5 protein-coding genes are annotated in these 18,538 nt (G+C 63.9%); all 5 read left to right on the top strand.

Translation table 11 applies throughout. The features are described from left to right. Window positions 1-276 precede the first annotated feature (276 nt). Window positions 277-3,834, top strand: coding sequence for a glycosyl hydrolase (locus OH491_RS25575; protein WP_342750757.1), 3,558 nt, complete (start codon window positions 277-279; stop codon window positions 3,832-3,834). A 13-nt stretch (window positions 3,835-3,847) separates the two neighbouring features. After that, the gene (locus tag OH491_RS25580) at window positions 3,848-5,269 is read left to right on the top strand and encodes a glycoside hydrolase family 28 protein (RefSeq protein ID WP_068768420.1); all 1,422 of its coding nucleotides are present in this window, start codon (window positions 3,848-3,850) and stop codon (window positions 5,267-5,269) included. Between the two features lie 164 nt (window positions 5,270-5,433). After that, window positions 5,434-8,058 carry a glycerophosphoryl diester phosphodiesterase gene (locus OH491_RS25585; protein ID WP_084441775.1) on the top strand — a complete coding sequence of 875 codons (2,625 nt, stop codon included), beginning with the start codon at window positions 5,434-5,436 and terminating at the stop codon, window positions 8,056-8,058. 460 nt (window positions 8,059-8,518) lie between these two features. Beyond that, complete coding sequence (locus OH491_RS25590; protein WP_068768419.1) at window positions 8,519-15,556, top strand: autotransporter-associated beta strand repeat-containing protein; 7,038 nt, start codon at window positions 8,519-8,521, stop codon at window positions 15,554-15,556. A gap of 125 nt (window positions 15,557-15,681) precedes the next feature. Then, complete coding sequence (locus OH491_RS25595; protein ID WP_068768418.1) at window positions 15,682-18,492, top strand: TonB-dependent siderophore receptor; 2,811 nt, start codon at window positions 15,682-15,684, stop codon at window positions 18,490-18,492. The last annotated feature ends 46 nt before the right edge of the window (window positions 18,493-18,538 follow it).

The raw sequence follows: 18,538 nt of genomic DNA on the forward strand, positions 1-18,538 counted from the left end.
GCATTCTCATCGAAAATCCGCAATACCAATTCGGAGCCATTTTTAGACTTTAGCGACCTCTGTTTTTTGGAGGGCCGAGCTCCTGCGAGGCCGTCGCGGTTAACCGCCACGTTTTTCCGCGACGGCCTCGCAGGAGCTCGGCCCTCCAAAAGGATAAATCTCATTCGCAAATGGTATAATCCGGCGCCCTTGCGTTCAACCGTTGACTGACATCCGGTTTGCGCGCCGCCCCGCCGCAACGCATTGAAGTCATTGCCGTCCCCCTCTTTTCCCTTCATGTCCCCTCCGCACATCCTCCGTCCCGCGACGCTCGCGTTTTGCTGGCTTTTTTCGGTCATCAGCTTTCAGCCCCCGGTCTTTTCCTCCCCCACGCCGCTCGAATCCGGCTTCGACCAGCCGCCCGCCACCGCCCGCCCCCTCACGTGGTGGCACTGGATTGCGGGCAACGTCACCAAGGCCGGCATCACCGCAGACCTCACCGCGATGAAGGAAGCCGGCATTGCCGGCGTGCAGCTCTTCGACGCGGGCATCTACCTGCCGTCCGGCCCCGTGCGCTACGGCACCGACAACTGGCACGATCACGTCCAGTTCGCCATCCGCGAAGCCGCCAGGCTCGACTTGGATGTCTCGCTCATGAACACCCCCGGATGGTCCGCCAGCGGCGGCCCCTGGGTGACGCCGGAGCGCTCCATGAAAAAGCTCGTCTGGACCGAAACAGGCGTCGTCGTCGCTGGCGCCGAAGTTACGAGTGGCAAGTCTCAAGTGCCAAGTGTCGCCGTCGCTGTCCGGCTGCCGCAGCCGGAGGCGAAGGAGAACTTTTACCGCGACATCGCCGTGCTCGCGGTTCCTGCCGACGGCGCCCGGCCTGTCCTCGACGCCGCGAACATCGTCTCCGCGAAATCCACCTCGGGCGTCCGCCTCGACGCCGCGATTGACGGAGACCCGGCCACCGCGGCCGCCTTTCCCGCGCAGCCCTCGCATGTCCTCACCTTCGCCTTGCGCGCCCCCGCGGCCGCCTCGCGCCTCGCCCTGCAACTGAACGGCCTCGAAATGCCCTTCAAGGGACGCGGCGCCCTGCGCGCCTCCGACGACGGAACGACTTTCACCGTCGTGAAGGAATTCCAATTCGAGGCCGCGCCGGATGCCGGGGAAGCGCAGATCACCGTGGGTTTCAAGCCGGTCACGGCGCGCTTTTTCCGCGTCAGCCTTTCCACGACCAAGGCGCCAAAACAACCCGCCGCCTTTTCCATCGCCGAGCTTTCCCTGACGCATGACGCGGCCATCCCCGAGCTCCAGCCCAACCGCATCCGCATGAATGCGTCCCCGGTCCCGCGCGCCGCCGCCCAAAGGAGCGAGGACAAGTTCCGAGCGAAGCGAGAAGCCTGCCATGTCCGCGCTCCCGGTGTCGCCGCCGTCCTGTCGCGCGACGACATTCACGATCTCACCGCCTTCATGAAGACCGACGGCAGCCTCTCTGCCAAACTGCCGCCCGGGCGCTGGACGATTCTGCGTTTCGGCTTCACCTCCACCGGGGCGAAAAACCACCCGGCGGTGCCCGAGGGACACGGGCTGGAAATCGACAAGCTCGACGCGGATGCCGTCGCCTTCCAGTTCGAGCAATCCGTCGGGCGCATCATCCGCGACGCCGGGCCGTTCGCCGGGAAAACCCTCACCGGGTTGCTCTTCGACAGCTTCGAGGCTGGCTTCCAGAATTGGACGGACCGCTTCCCGGAGCAGTTTCGCGCCCTGCACGGCTACGACTTCGTGCCGCTGCTGCCCCTCGTCACGGGGCGCGTCATCGAATCGCAGGCGTTCGCCGACTGCGTGCTCCATGACTTTCGCGCCACCGTCAACCATGGTTTTAAAGAAAACTACATCGGCGTCATGCAGCGCCTCGCGCACGCGCACGGGATGAAACTCTATTGCGAGTCCTACGGCGGGCCGCTCATCGCGGCGGTCAACGGGCCGAAAATCGACGTTCTCATGGGCGAATTCTGGCTGCATTCGCGCTTCCCCTCGCGGCTCAAGTTCGCCGCCTCCGCCGCCAACCTCCTCGACAAGCCCGTCGTCGCCGCCGAGTCGCTCAGCGCCCGTCCCGAGGAGGACGGCTGGGGTGCCTCGCTGCCCGCGCTCAAGCGCCCCGGCGACCATGCCTTCGCCAGCGGCATCAATCGCTTCATCCTCCACACTTACGCGCACCAGCCCCGCGAGTCCGCGCCGGGCTTCACCCTCGGGCGCTACGGCACGCGCTTCAACCGCCTCAACACCTGGTGGCCGCACCTGCGCGCCTGGACGGACTACATCGCGCGCTCGCAATTCCTGCTGCAACAGGGCTGGCGCCACGCCGACCTGCTGCTGCTGCAAAACGAGGACCTCGGCCACGCCTTCCCCGCGACCGAACTCAAGCGCCTGCCCGCCGGCTACGACTTCGACTTCGCCTATCCCGCCAGCCTCCCGGCCATGCGCGTCGAAAACGGCGTCATCTCCCTTCCTCACGGCCCGCGCTGGCGCGTCGTGGTGACGCCGGCGTTTCCCTGGGCGGCGGAAGCCGCCACGCTGCGCTGGCTGCGCGACGCCGTCCGCTCGGGCGTGCTGCTGGTCGGCAACCCGCCCGAGTGCCCCGCCGGTCTCGCCGACCTTCGGCGACAGCAAGACTTCGACGCGCTCGTCGCCGAACTCTGGCGCGGTTTGTCGGCGGGGAAAAATCCCGAAAAACAAATCGGCGCCGGCTTCGTCTCCCGCGCGCCCGTCGGCGAGGCGCTCAAGGCGCACGGCATCATCCGCGACCTCGCGTGGCCGGGGGCGGAGGCGCTCGCGGGCGACGGCGAGTCCGGGCTGGGTTTTCTTCACCGCCGCACCGCGGCGGGCGACGATGTGTATTTTGTTTTCAACTACACCGACACCACCTTCGCCGCGCCGGTCGATTTCCGCGTTGCCGGACGCCGCCCCGAACTTTGGGACGCCCTCTCCGGGAAGCGCGCCCCCGCGCCGTTTTTTGAGACGCAGGGGGCGGTCACACGCGTTCCGCTTTCCCTCGAGACCAACGCCTCCGTCTTCGTCGTTTTCCCGGCGGGTGCGCCGCTTTGTAGGGCGCGACCTTGCGTCGCGCCGCGAATGACGGATGGAGAAAATTCGCGGCCTGACACAAGGTCAGGCCCTACCGCCCTCCTGCCCGGCACCATTTTCCTGAATGCCCGCTACTACCAGCCCGCCGCCGGCCAATCGGCATTCCGCATTCCGCAATCCGCATTGGAAGGCCCGTGGACGCTCGAGTTTGCCAACAAAACCCTCGGCACGCCGGACTCCATTGTCCTCGAAAAACTCGTCCCGTGGAACGAGCACGACGACGACGCCATCCGGCACTATTCGGGCACGGGCATCTACCGCAAAACTTTGAAGCTGCCGGCGGACTTCGCCGCGGGCGCGCGCCGCCTCATCCTCGACTTGGGGCAGGTGGCCGACATCGCCGAGGTGCGCGTCAACGGGCGTATTGTCGCCACGCTGTGGACGCCGCCGCGCCGCGCCGACCTCACGGATTTTCTCCGCGCCGGCGACAATGCCCTCGAAATCCGCGTGACGAACACCTGGGTCAACCGCCTCATCGGCGACGAGCGCATTCCGGTCGATTACGGCTACCAGCCGGAAGGCACCAGCAAGTTTACCGACGGACGCCTGCTGGAGCTTCCGGCGTGGATCAGCAATCCCGAGGGCGGCGCGAAAAATCCACGCCACACCTTCAGCACGTGGAAACACTACGACGCCGATTCCCCGCTGCACCCCGCCGGCCTGCTCGGCCCGGTCCGGCTGGAAGCCTATCGCGAACTCATCCCCTGACCCCTTTGCGCCCATGCCCGCCGCCGTTTTGAAATTCGGAATTCTTTTGGGGATGGGGGCTTTGGCGTTTGCAATTTTCCCCGCTCGCGCCGCCACGCAACCCGCCCCGCCCGCTTCCCCCTTCGTCTCCGTCACCGCGACCGGTGCCGTCGGCGACGGCGTCACCCTCGACACCGCCGCCATCCAGCGGGCCATCGACCTTTGCCACGCCGGCGGCGGCGGTCGCGTCGTCATCCCGCCGGGCCGCTTCCTTGCCGGCACGCTGTTTTTGCGCAGCCGCGTGAACCTCCATCTCGAATCCGGGGCGGTGCTCCTCGGCAGCACCGACCGCGACGCCGATTATCCCGTCCAGCCGCCCTCCGCCTACCGCTCGCTGCACGACGTGAACGGCTTCCGTTCGCTCATCTACGCGCTCGGTCAGGAGGATGTTTCGGTGACAGGCCTCGGCACCATCGACGGACAAGGCGGCGAGTTTGCCTATGGCGGCCACGACAAGGACGGACGCCCGCGCATCCTCCTCTTCATATCCTGCAAGCGCGTCCGCGTCGAAAACCTCCGCCTGCAAAACTCCGCCGCCTGGATGGCGCATTTTCTCAATTGCGAGCGCGTGCAAATCCGCGGCCTCGACGTTTGGAACCACTGCAACAAAAACAACGATATGCTCGACATCGACGGCTGCCGCGAGGTCACGGTAAGCGATTGCATCAGTGACACCGACGACGACGGCATCACGCTCAAGAGCACCGGCCCCGCGCCCTGCGAAAACATCACGATCACCAACTGCGTGCTGAGCAGCCGCTGCGTCGCCATCAAGGCCGGCACCGAATCCACCGGCGGTTTCCGCAACATCGCCATCTCGAATTGCGTCATCAAACCCACAAAATCGGATCTGAAGTTTTTCGGGCACGCCTTGGGTGGCGGCGCGATCGCCCTCCAAATCGTGGACGGCGGAGTGATGGACGGCGTGCTCGTCAGCAACATCAGCATAGAAAAAACGCTCGCCCCGCTCTCCATTCGCCTCGGCAACCGCGCGCGACCCCACACCGAGGGCGCGCCCGTGCCCGGCGTCGGCAGTCTGCGCAACGTGATGTTTCAGAACATCCGGGCCACCGGCGCGGGAAATTTTGGACAATCCATCATGGGCATTCCCGGTCATCTCGTGGAAAACATCACGTTCTCCAACATCCGCATTCAGCTCGCCAGCGCCGGGACAAAGGCGGACGTGGGAAAGGCGCTCGCCGAAAAGGAAGCCGCGTTTCCCGGGCCCACGATGTGGGGCCGTCTGCCCGCCTACGGACTCTATGTCCGCCATGCGCGCAATGTCCGCCTGCACGATGTCGTCGTCGAACCAGCCGAGGGCGAGCCGCGCCCGGCCTTTTACGCCGAGGACGCCCCCGGTCTGCTCGTGCGCGACTGCAATTTCCATGAACCATGAAAAACAACCATTAATCTCACACAAAGGCACGAAGGCACAAAGGAATGAATCATATAATGGCACACTTCCCGGCTCTTTGTGCCTTCGTGCCTTTGTGTGAGATTAAAAACCGAACCAATATTTTGGACAGACTGAACAGAATTAAAAACTCTTTCCCTTCCCTCATGCGCACCCTCCGCCGTCTCCTCATTATCCATTTTTCATTCTTAATTCTTAACTGCGCGCGCAGCGCGCCCGTGCCTGCGCTGTCCAACACCGCCGTCCGTCTGCAATGGCAACAGGCCGCCGACGGCTGGCGTCTCGTCGCCGCCGATGCGCTCGATGCTTCCGGCAACGCCGTTCCTGCCGGCGCGCCCTCGGGCCGTTACACCATCCTCTATTCCGCGACCGAGCCGGACAAGACGCCCGCCCCGTTTTCGCTCTCCGGGCGCACTGACGTTTTTCCAGAACCCATCTACAAATATCCCGTGCCGCGCTGGGCCAAGGCCACCGTCCCCGCCGCCTTGAACCTCGCCGGCGAGGAGCGTTCCTTTTTCCCGTCCGACGCCGAAAAATCCGCTGACGGCGCGTGGGTGTTCCGCCACCGGACCGATGTCGCCGACCTTTCGGCGTGCTGGAGCCTCGATCCATCGTTTCCCGGCGACGTGCGCGTCACCCTGACGCTCACCGCCCGCAAGGCCGGCTGGTTTTCGCTCCCCACGCCGACGCTCGCCACCGTTTCGCCCGGCGATTTGAAGTGGGCCGTCGTGCCGGGTTATTTCAAGGGCAACACCTTCAATCCCGACTTTCCCCTTGCGTTCGCCTACGGCCACGGCCTGCCCGACCGTCCGGTCATCGCGAATGAAGGCGCGGCCTCCACGCTCGCCTCCATCATCACCAACAAGGCCGGCGCCACGCTCGCGGTCATCGCCGAGCCCGGCGTGGTCGATCCCTGGCCGAAGGACGGCCCGGCGCGCGAGCTCTGGCGCATCGGCCTCTCGCACATGAACCGTGCGGGCCAGCTCTCGCCCACGCTCTACCGCGCGCTCCTCGGCAGCCGGGACTCGCGGCTCGAAGCCGGCGAAACGCTGGTGTTCTCCTTCCGCTATTCACTGCGCAACGACGACTGGTTCGCCGCCATCAGGCACGCCGCCTACGACATATACCGGCTCGACGATTTTCTCGCGCTCAAGAAACCCGCCCGCTCCCTCAGCCAGAGGCTCCACTCGCTGCACCGCTACGTCACCGACGACGCCACTTCCCTCTGGCACACCGAGCAGTTCGGCGGACTGACCATCGGCGCGCAGGCCTACAACGGCGGCGTCGTCGGCGCCGAGCGCGATCCCAAGAAGCCCGGCGACTACGACGCCATGAAAAACTCCGACTACGGCGCGATGTGGATGCTCGCACGGCTCACCGGCGACCCGCGCCTCACCCGCGACCGCCTGCCCTTCGCGCGCAACTTCAAGTTCGTGCAGCAACAGGCCGCCCCCGGCTTTTTCCAGGGCGCGGCCATCGGCCAGTATTACCTGGCGAAATCCCGCCGCTTCGTCGAGGAGTGGGGTGATTACGTCGAGCCCATCGCCATCACCTACTACACGATGCTCGATCTCGGAAACATCCTCCTCTTCGAACCGGGCGACAACGAGCTGCGCGAGCGCCTCCGCCTCGGCGCCGAACGGCTTCTCCAGTGGCAGCGTCGGGACGGAAGCTGGGCTGTCGCCTACGACCACGCCACGCAAAAGGAGCTCTTTACCGAACTGCCCGACGTTCGCGCAACGTTCTACGGTCTGGTCGTCGCCCATCGCATCCTCGGTGACCAAAAGTATCTCGACGCCGCCCGCCGCGGCGCGGACTGGTTTATTGAAAACGGGGTCAAGCCCGCGCGTTTCATCGGCGTCTGCGGCGACGCCCGCTTCGCGCCCGATTTCGCCACCGTGCAAAGCGCGCAAGCCTTTCTCGACCTCTTCGACCTCACCGCCGACGTCCGTTATCGCGAAGCCGCCATCGAATGCGCCCGCCAGTATGTGACGGAAATTTTCACCCAGCCGCTGGCCACCAACCAAAAGAAAACCGGCAAAAAGCGCGCGCTCTTCGACTGGCAGGTCAACCCGACCGGCTTGGCCTTCGAGCACGGCGGCAGCATCGGCACGGCCAGCGGAAGCGGCCCCATTCTCCTGGCAAGTTATGCGGGGCTCTATGTTCGCATGGCGCAAATCACGGGCGAGCCGCTTTTCCGCGACCTCGCCCGCGCCGCCGCGCTGGCCCGCGATGCGTTTCTCCATCCCGACACCCAGGTGGCGTCCTACTACTGGCTGCACTTGAACGCGGGCCCCGGCTCCTTCCCGCATCACGCGTGGTGGCAGTTTGGCTGGATCACCGATTATCTCGTCTCCGAAATCGAATTGCGTTCCGCCGGGGGCATCACATTTCCGCGCGGCTTCATCACGCCCAAAGTCGGCCCGCACGCCTGCTTCGGTTTCGCGCCGGGCAGGCTTTACGGGCGGCCCGTCAACCTCGCCTGGGGCGAGATCGACACCGGGATGCCGGAGGTCGATTACGTCGTCGCCCGCGACACCGGCGGCGCGCGCACCCACGTCATCCTGTTGAACAACAGCCCGCGCGCCGTGAAAACTACCGTGAAGGCGCCGCCCTCCGCGTTCACCGGCCTCGATGCGAAGACATGGAAATCCGCCGCCCTGCGCGCCGGCGCAGGCCAGGCGGAGGAACTCCCCGCCGGGCAAGCCGCGTGGCCCGTGGACATTCCCGCCTACGGCCTGGCGGTGCTGGAATTGAGTCCGGAAAACTGAAAATGGTAGGGCGAGGCGTCCCGCCGAGCCGTTGGCGGCTTGCGGCTCGGCGGGACGCCTCGCCCTACCCAAAGGCCGTTCTGGTCGCAAATGGCATGGCACGCGGTTTTCCTAAAGACAGGTCAACGGTAAACCAACGGGATTCTTGCGAGGAGAGGTGGCTTCTTTTGGGATGCAGCCTGTCCTCATCCTACGACCCTGAATGTTTCCCCGTTCATGTTTTCCCCCTTCGCCAGATTCTTTCAGGCCTTTGCCCTTGCATTGTCTCATGCACGGAACGCCTGCCCGTGGGTGCCCAATTTGTCATTCGTCGTCAATCCCGCCGGCGGCGATCTCGCAGCCAGTGATATAAGCCCCGGTTCTATCTAAAACACGGCAGATTGCGCGGTCGCTTGGTTGTGAATGTAAATAAATATCATATATTATAGAGATCCCCGAAACCAGTCCCCTTATTTGTATTATGCAAACTCTCAAAAATGACTTTCTTGCAGCCAAGGCGGCTTTTTCATGGCTGCCCCTGATGCTGGCTCTCGGCGGTGCGGCCATGGGACAGACGGTGATTGACGTGGACCGGAACCGCTTTGAGAGCGCCCATGCCAACGTGACCGGCACCACCATCATCAACGTCCATGATGGCGTCACCTACACTTACGAGGGGGCCGGGCTGATCGCGTCGGAGGACGGCGGTGCGCTCAAGGTGGACGGGCGCAACACCATGCTCATCATCGGCCCCGTGGACGGCGGCACGGGCAAGACCGTCTTCACCGGCAACCAGGCGTGGCGTGGCGGTGCGATTACCTTGGTCAACACCGCCAGTGCCTCCCTCACCAACGTCCGCTTCGGCGACCTGAACCGCGCCAACGCCGGCAACCGCACCATCGGCGAGCACGGCGGCGCCATCAATATCAGCGCCGGCGCCTCCCTCACCCTCCGCAATGCCGAGTTCTACCGCAACGTCGCGGAGCGCGGCCCGCGACTGAGCACCGGCAGTATCGGCGGCGGCCATGGCGGCGCCATTTACATGATCAGCTCCGGCACGCTCGAAATTTATGATTCCACCTTCGGCGCCCTCGCGCGACCCGACCCGGTGGATTTTTTCAGCGCAGGCTGGACCCCGGCTGTGAACGCCGTCTCCACCGACGACCGCGGCACCGGCAACTGGGCCATCAGCGGGCTGGGCGGTGCCATCGGCTCCTCCGCTGCCGGCGCTACCCGCATCTCCATCTATAATTCCTTCTTCTACCACAACACCGCCGCCCGCAGTTCCATCGCCGCAGGCGGCGCAGGCGGCGCTATCGCGCTGGGAGAGAACGGCGGCGCCCAGCAGGCCTATATCGAGAATACGCTCTTTTACGGAAACCGCGCCCGTGACGGACTCGGCGGCGGTGCCATCTACGTGAACGGCGCAGGCGGCGTCACCGTCACCCTCCAGGACTCCGTCTTCACCAACAACTTCACCACCGGCAATGGCGGCGCCATTTATATGAACGCAGGCAGGCTCAACCTCATCGCCACCCGCGACCTCGCCTACGAGGGCAATTACGCCGCCACCGGCGTCACCAACTCCGCCCCCTCCGCCGCCAAGGGCGGTTTCCTCTACATGAGCGGTGCCGCCATCGCCAACATCGACATCGCTCCCGGTGCCACCCTCACGATCGGCAGCACCGCCAACTCCGCCCACGACACCTTCACCAGCAATAACACAAATGCCACCATCAATGTGAACTCCGGTTCCGCCGGCGGCAGTGGCGGCGGCACGCTCGTCCTCCACGGTGCCAGCACCAACTTCAGCGGCACGCTGGCCGTCCACGCCGGAGGCGTCCTCCTTGGCGGCACCTCCGCGCGCCTCACTGGGACAAATACCGTCACGGTCAAGACTGGCGGCACCTTCGGCGGCATCGGCATCGCTCGCAATGTCTCAGTGGAGAGTGGTGGTGTTCTCCAAGTCGGACTTAATGACATGGCGGCCCCTACTGACTCACTTTTTGCCGCAACTGGCACACTGATGATGGCCAATAGTTCCAAATTTACCGGGAACGGTTATATTATGGCTGCTATAAATGAAGAGGGGAGTCCAATTAATAGCATCGTGCTTGGCACCTCTGCTGGTGATTGGGTGACTGCTGAGATATTGGCGAGTTCAACTATTATCATCAGTGGAAGTAGCTTGCTTACCGGCTCTGGTGGGTTGCTTAAAACAGGCGACGGGACATTGGAGATAAGGCGCGCGGGTGATTATGCCGGCGGCACTCGGTTGGAAGGCGGGCTCCTTGTCATTCGAGACGCCAACGCCCTCGGCACCGGCACGGTCAGCGTCAGTGGCACGAATACCGGGGTGATCTTCGGTACCGGTATGGATTTTGCCAATGCGATGGACATCTCAGGTGGCGTCACATTGACGACTTCCGTTGGCGATGTTTCGATGCAGGGAAGCATCACTGGTGCCGGCACCTTGATCAAACAGGGAAGCCGCGAGCTCATGCTTAATAACAGCGCCTCAGCCTTCACAGGCACCATCGCCATCAATCAGGGTGTCCTTTCCGGCAATATCAACGCCGCCTCCGCCGTGCGCTTCGCCAATGCCACTTACGCCGGCAATCTTGTCCGCTCCGCCGGGCAGTTGCTCGCCGGAAGTGGCAGCATCAGCGGCAATCTTTCGCTGGCCGACGGACGATTGTCCTTTGACTTGCGCGATTATGACGGAGCCATAGGGGGAGTCTTCTATGATCAGATCAGGGTGAGCGGGAGCATATCAAATTCCGGGAACACCACCATCAATCTCGACAATGTAGGGACTCAACAGACCTATTTCCTCATGTTTGGCGGCGACCTCTCCGGCCTGAATCTCGCGAATTTCTCCGTCTCCTCCGTCAACGGCGCTGCCATCACCAATCGCTATGACCCGATTCTCGGAATCGGACACTCCGGTTCCTCCTTCGCGGTCTCCCCCGGCGTGCGCAATCTCCGTGTGGCGTGGGCGGGAAGCAACACCGGCGCGCCTGCCGCGTGGGACACGCATGCCGGGAACTGGGGTGAGTCTTCCGGCGAACGTTACTTCCGGCACGGCGACAGCGTGGTCTTCGGCGCGGCTTCGTCGGGCACCATCGCCATCGACGCGGCGGGCGTGACCGTCGGCGACCTCTCCGTCGAAACCGCCGCCGGGCAATCGCTCGCCTTCACGGGCGGCGGCATCACCGGCACCGACGCGTTGACCGATTCCGACCGGCATACCGGCGGCACGGATGGCTTGGTTTACCTTGGCGGCGGTTCGACCGCCGCGGTGACCAGCAGGCTCGTCAAGACCGGCGAGGGCACGCTCGTGTTTGCCAACGACGCCAATTCGTTTGCGGGCGGTATCGAGATCCGTTCCGGCACGCTCGCATTCGGCGACGGCGGCCAGCTTGGCAGGATGGGGCAGGCAATCGATTTTATCAACGATGCCGCGTTGCGCGCCGACGGAAACACCGCGCTCGCGGGCAATGTGACCATCGCGGCGGACAAGACGGCGACGTTCGACACACGGGAAAACTCGCTCGACTTCACGGGAACATTGGTCTCGGCGGCCACCTCGAAAATCGCCAAGGCCGGTTCGGGCGATTTGTGGATTTATAATACCAACCACGCCGGGCATCTGGGCGGCACGGAGGTGCGGGAGGGCCGCCTGCTCCTCGGTGGAAACGCCGATCTGGGCAGCGGCGCGGTGCTGGTGTCCTCCAGCGCGACATTCGGCGGCCACGGCACTGCCCGGAATGTGACGGCGCTGGCGGGTTCCGTGCTGCAAGTCGGCACGCCCGACGCCATGGTGGCGGAGCAATTGACCGTCTCCTCCACGCTGACCCTGCATGCGGGCGCGCAATTGAATTTCAACATCCTGTCCGGCAATGCCGACCCGGCCTCCAGCGTGAACTCATCGCTCACGGCGGGCGGTCTGGCCATCGTCGGCGGTTCCTCGGCCAATCTTACCATCGACTTGGACCGGCTGGCCAATGGCGTCTATAACTTCGGTAATGTTTCCACTCTCACCGGCGCGAAGATCACCTATTCCGGCCAGGACTTGGGTGAGCGCCAGAGAATCACCTACGAGTCGCTGGCGAACTCCGGCACCCTGTTAATAAAAATAGACCTCCCCGATAACGAGGTGATGCGCTGGACGGGGGCGGTGAATGGCGAGTGGAACATCAACACCGCCAACTGGCAGATCGCCGCCAGCGGCTCCTCATATTGGTTTGGTGACGGCGACAAGATCATCTTTGACGGCGCCGCCGATGCCGCCAATCCCGGCAACCGCACAATAAACATCGCAGGCAGGCGCATGACGCTTTCCGACTTGGTTGTGTCGGGAACGGCGGATTATGTTTTCCGGGGCGGCGCGGAGATCATAACTGATGCGAGTTCCGCGACGCCCAATATTTCCGGGAGTGCGCAAGGCAAATTATACAAGAGCGGCGCCGGCACGCTCGCGTTTGAAAACGCGGGCAACCAGTTCAACGGCGGCATCGAAATCGCCGGCGGCGCGGTGTCGTTTACCAGGGCGGAGCAACTGCGCACCAACGGCGCGGGCATCGTGCTGGATTCCGGCACCCTGCGCGCGGCGGCGGAGCTTCTGGTGCTGTCCGAGGAAATCAAGATCGGCACGGGCGCGTCCGGCGCCTTCGACACGGCCGGGCACACGGTGCGTTACACGGGCACCTTTGCCTCCGGCGCCAGTGGGACGTTTGTGAAAACCGGCTCCGGCGCGTTGGAGCTCATGGCCGACAACTCCGCGTATGACGGCTCGATGCTGGTCACGGGCGGCGAGTTGCTGTTGCGCAATGACGCGCTGGCGCAGACACGACTCGGCGGCACGGTGCGCGTCTTGTCCGGCGGGGCGTTTGGCGGGGAAGGCGTGGTCACCGGCACCGTCACGGTGGGGCAGGGGGGCTCGCTGCGAATCGGCACGGCAGTCACCGGGCAGGAGCAATTGCAAGTGGCCGATCTCCGGATGGAGGATGGCTCTTTCCTCTATGGCGGCGGCGTGCTGGCCGGAGCCATGACCGTCGGCTCCAGTGCGGGCGGTTTGGTCACATTAAACAATATCGCAGGAAAGCCCGTCACCATCACCGCGACCACCAGCGGTCCCGGCACGCTGGTAAAGGCGGGCGGCGGCGTGCTCACGCTTTCCGGCACCGCGGCGCTCGGTCATCATGCGACTCGCATCGCGGGTGGCCTGGTTTACCTGCGCGACATTGATTCCGGCGAAATACCGACGGTCGTCCACTCTTTCGATCTTGCCGGCGGCTGGCTGGACTTGTCCGACGTGCGGGATTACGGCGACGTGCCGTTTATCACCTGGAACAATCTCAGTTTTACCGGCAGTGCCGGCGGGGTCATCGGCTATGGCGACGAAATCAAGCTGCGCGACGGCGACGTGGGCTTCCAGATCGGCGGTTCGGGCACCGGACGCGGCGTTTTTGTGGTCGTCGATGCCGGAAGCGGCACCGCCACCCTCAGCGGCAGCAGCAACTACGTGGGCTACACGCGGGTGGACAGCGGCGTGTTGAGCGTCAGCCACGACACCAATCTGGGCAACACCGACGCCTCCATCGTCGCCCCCCGCGATGTCATCCTCAACGGCGGCAACCTGCTCGTGGCCGGAGGATTCGCCAGCGAGCGCAAGATCGAGATGCGTCAGAGCGGCACGGTCATCGTAAACAGCGGCACCGCCTCGTGGCTCGACCTCTCGGGCGCCGGCGCCTTCACGAAGGAGGGCGAAGGCACGCTCTTCCTCACCCTGCCCGGCAGCGGAACCAGCGCCCACACCGGCGCGAAGACCGTCGCCGCCGGCGTCCTCCAAGGCCGCGCCAACACGCTGGCCGGCGTCATCACCAACAGCAGCACCGTGGCGCTCTACGCTGACGAATCCGATTTTCCCGCCGGCGTATTCACCGGCACCATCGTCGGCGGCACGTTTGCCAAAACTGGCGACGGCACCGCTGACATCGGTTCCACCGCAGCCTTCACCGGTCTCGCTGCCTTGCGCGTGGAGGATGGCGTGCTCACTAGCACCGGGATGCCCCTGACGCTCTCGGCTGTGGCGTCCATTGACATCGGCGACCGCGGCACTTTCAGCCTGCCCAAGGGGGGAACGCTGACGGCGGCGGTGGTTCGCAATCAGGGCATGATTCGCGTCGGCCTCGGTGCCGGCGGCACCGTGCCCTCCGAGACGCTGACCATCCAGGGCGACTATCACGGCGGCGCATCCGCCGCCGCGCCCGGCTACCTCACGCTCGGCCTTGGGCGCGTCGTGGAGGGCCGGGTGATCGAGGCCGACACCTTCCACATCACCGGCAGCGCCGCCGGAACGACCTACGTGACCTTTGCGCGCCAGACCGCAAACGATCCCTTCGCGGATAATCTCGCGAACCTCGCCGACTCGCTTCCGCTTAACGTCGTGCGCGTGGACGGTGGTGGCGGCGAGTTTCTCCAAAGCGGGCGCCTCACCTATGGCGTGAAGGACTACGTGCTCGTCTATGAGCCGGACACCGGCACGAGCCACTGGCGCATTTCCCTGGCCTCCGAGATTCCGGCGCTCGTGGCCGTTGACGCCGCGCTCATGCTCGCCAATCACGCTTCTTTCGGCGGTCTCTCCCAACGCCTCGAATCCATGGGACTGCTCGACGGCTACAAGGGGCGCCAAGGTTTCGATCTTTGGGCCAACGGCATTTACCGCCGCGACAAGTTCTCCGACACCATCTACTCCGGTGCCACCGCCAACACCTACGGCTGGCAGGCTGGTGTGGACTACACCGATGCCAACCTTTCTTTCGCCCTCGGCATTTTCGTCGAAAAAATCACGTCCGATACCGATATGCCCTACGCCACCGACACCAAATCGGATACCGACGGGTTCGGCGCCTATATCACCTATCGCCCGTCCAAGTGGTTTTTCAACCTCCTCATTCGCCTGAACAATGGCCGCTACGACGTGAACATCCCCGAGACACCCACCTTCGGCACCGATACCGGCGGTGCGGGCATCTCCGTTGATGTCGGACGTTATTACGACCTGGGCTCCGGCTGGCTGCTGGAACCGCAGGTCCAGTTCCAATGGAGCCGCTCCAATGTGGACAACACGAAGGATAGCGTGCCCGTGGCCGGCATCAACGATCCCCGCACCAACTACGCGCGCGAATACCGTGTGCGCGCGATCGAATACAGCTCGCTGCGCGGCAGCCTCATGCTCAGCCGGAGCCTCGTCACCCGGCACGGTTGGGAGGTGCGCCCCTACGCCCGCGCCGCGTATGCCGGCGAGTTTGGCGGCGACACCGAAATGACGGTATATACCATCGGTGAGACTATAAAGTATGACAATTCGCTCGGCGGCGGCTACGGCACGCTGAACGGCGGCGCGACCGTGCGCATCCGCGACCGCTTCGATTTATGGGCTGATCTGGCTTGGTATTACGCCGGCAAGATCGACGGCTATAGCATCAACCTCGGCGCCGGCTGGCGCTTTTAAGGAAAATAAAAACCAACCAATGAATTCACCGCCAGGACGCAAAGAATTATATTATAAATAAATCTCCTCCTCTGTGCTCTTTGCGCCTTTGTGGTGAATAAAGATATTTAAATATAAAACCGATTATGAAAAACCCGAATTATATTATTCGCACGACCTTGGCGGGTTTGCTGCCGCTGGTGGCAGGCGTCGCCCTTTTCGGGCAGGCGGTGGCGCAGCCCGCGGACGACGAGCCGCCCGCGCCGCCGCCGGCTGCCGTCGTCACCGGCACGGCAACTTCGGCCCAGGCGCAGGCCGACGATCAGGGCGAGGACGTCGTCGTGCTGGAGGAATTCACCGTCAAGACCTCCAAGGAAGAGTCTTACATCGGCGCGACCACCACTGCAGGCACCCGCGTGGTGGCCGATATCCTCGACCTGCCTTTTTCCATTCAGGTGCTTTCCAAGGATTTTATCGACGATTTCCAGCTCCTCGACTTCGAGGAACAGGCCGCCTACATCGGCGGCATGACGCCCGGCGACCCCGCCACCGGCACTCCCTCCAACAGCCTGCGCGGCTATGGCGTGCCTGTTTTTCGCAATGGTTTCCGTCGCACCCAGAGGCCGGAATCCAACAGCATCCGGCAGACGGAGGTCATCCGTGGACCACAGTCCGCTCTCTTCGGGCGCACCTCGCCCGGCGGCGTGGTCAACATGCTTTCCAAGCAACCCCAGACCAAGTTCAAGACCGCCGCCACCGCCATCTACGGCTCCTACGCCAACCAGCGCACCAGCGCCTACGTGACCGGTCCGCTCATCCCCCGCAAGCTCTTCTACCGCATCGACGCCGAGTATTACGACATGGAGCGCAACACTGACTACTGGTTCGACCGCACCTTTAACCTCTCCGGTTCAGTCATCTACAAATTCACCGCCGACACTGCGCTCACCGCCGAGTTTGAGCACACCAAGAAATTCATGAACGATTCCAGTGTCGGCGGCTATACCATCGACCGCTCCGCCGACCCGCTCTACGAGCAGTTTCTGGCCGACCCGCTAAACGCGGACTACGCGCAGCACTCGCCCTATTGGCGCCGCGTGGCCCTCTTCGATTATGACAATACCGCCGTGCGTGACCGACTCACGAGTTTCAACGCCGCTGGCACCGAGCGCCGCACCACGCGCGAGAACGACTCCTTTTACCTGAAACTCGAGCACCGCTTCGCCCCCGATGTCTCCATGCGCGTAAACTTCGGCTATTCAGCGCGCGACTTCCTCCAGCACACCCTCTCCTCCCTCTCCATCTGGGACCCCGACTGGCAGGCCAGCTATAATTCCGCCTACGTCCCCTCCAGCGACCACTCCGACGGAAACTGGGGGCTCCAGAGCGGAAAATGGACGCAAAATGACAACATCACCCCCGCCTATCCCGGTCGTCGCACGCAGGCGCTCCACTTCGACTACGACTACAAGGAATACGGCTTCCAGATCGACTTTACCAAGAACTGGCGCACCGCCGTCCGGCAAAGCTCGCTGCTCACCTTCGACTACTTCCGCGAAAAAAGCTCCTTCCGCCAATGGTATCTGCGGGGCGACCCCACTGCCACCACCGGCAGGAACAGCGCCCTGCGCGAGGCCCTCGCCACCATGCTCGGCTACCCTGGCGCGGCGCAGTTGCCAAACGACATCTGGAGCGCCTATGTCACGCCCGACCCCTTCCACCTCGACACCGTGCTTCCCCTGCCCGGCGGGCGCACCATCACCGCAGGGGCGCTCTACTCGCTCACTCCCCCCTACGACTCCGCCGCCTACCCTTGGACGCCGCGCAACGCCTACGACGACGTCGCCCGCATGTATAGCAATATTTACGACATGGACCGCCTCACCTACGGCGCGCTCCTCAGCCATCAGGTCTCGCTTTTCGACGACCGCGTTTACCTCATCGGCACCCTTCGCCAGGACTTCTCCGAGGTCGAGCGCCGCATCCCCTACGACTGGGTGGTCGCCGAGCACGCGCGCGCCCAGGCGGCTCACCCGCAAATCGATCTGGGCACTCCCATCGACATGGAAAACCCGGCCTCCGCCCAGATCGTGAAAGTGGGGCGCGAAAACACCGGCAACACCCGCGCCATGTCCTACAGCGCCGGTGTCTCCTACAGTGTCCTCCGGGACAAGAAGCTCATCGCTTACGTGAGCTACGGCAAATCCTTCGACCCCGAGATGCAGGTGGACCCCTTCACTGGGGAAATCTTTGGCAATCGCACCGCCACGGGCGTGGATGCCGGGCTGAAGGGCATCCTCCGTGCCCCCGGTGGCATCGTGCTTCAATACGAGGTCGCTGTCTTCAAGATCACCGAGAAAAACGCCGCGGTGCGCAACCCCCTTTGGGAGGACAACTCCAACTTGGCCAACGAGGTGGAAGACCTCGCCGAACTGCCGGCCTATTACGTGCCCGTGACGAGCAAGGGCAATGGCATGTCCATCGACATCAAGGGCGACAACTTCTTCACCCCCGGCCTGGCCTTGAACGGGAAGATCGACTGGCTCGACAAAACCTACGCCACCTATCCCGGTCGCGACGACCCCACGCAACCCCAATACCGCGTGGGCGGCCGCTTCACCAACACCCCCGCCCGCTCCTTGGGCGTGGGCGCGTCCTACAAGATCCAGTCCGGCCCGTTGAAAAGCCTGAAATTCGGCCTGAGCCACACCTACACGCCCCGGCGCCTGATGACGTATTTCGATCCGGCGACCACCAGCGCGCTTGCGCAGGACGCACGCTGGCTCCCCCGCCAGAGCCTGTGGGGCGCTTTCGTCAGCTATCCCCGGCGTTTCGGGAAGCTCTTCGTGCTCTTTCAGGTAAACGCGAAAAACCTGTTCGATGACATGACCATCACCCCCGCCAGCTACATGCCCAACGGCCGCGAGATCACCGGGCAGGTGACCGTGGAATTCTGAGCCATGCGGACAAACGAGCAAAACCGGGCATCGAGCCTGAAACTTA

This window comes from Termitidicoccus mucosus (assembly GCF_038725785.1).
GTDB lineage: Bacteria > Verrucomicrobiota > Verrucomicrobiia > Opitutales > Opitutaceae > Termitidicoccus > Termitidicoccus mucosus.

What these genes read in the sequence shown, in the direction of transcription:
- OH491_RS25575 (WP_342750757.1), top strand. Translation starts at nt 277, where the DNA reads ATGTCCCCTCCGCACATCCTCCGTCCCGCGACGCTCGCGTTTTGCTGG.
- OH491_RS25580 (WP_068768420.1), top strand. Translation starts at nt 3,848, where the DNA reads ATGCCCGCCGCCGTTTTGAAATTCGGAATTCTTTTGGGGATGGGGGCT.
- OH491_RS25585 (WP_084441775.1), top strand. Translation starts at nt 5,434, where the DNA reads ATGCGCACCCTCCGCCGTCTCCTCATTATCCATTTTTCATTCTTAATT.
- OH491_RS25590 (WP_068768419.1), top strand. Translation starts at nt 8,519, where the DNA reads ATGCAAACTCTCAAAAATGACTTTCTTGCAGCCAAGGCGGCTTTTTCA.
- OH491_RS25595 (WP_068768418.1), top strand. Translation starts at nt 15,682, where the DNA reads ATGAAAAACCCGAATTATATTATTCGCACGACCTTGGCGGGTTTGCTG.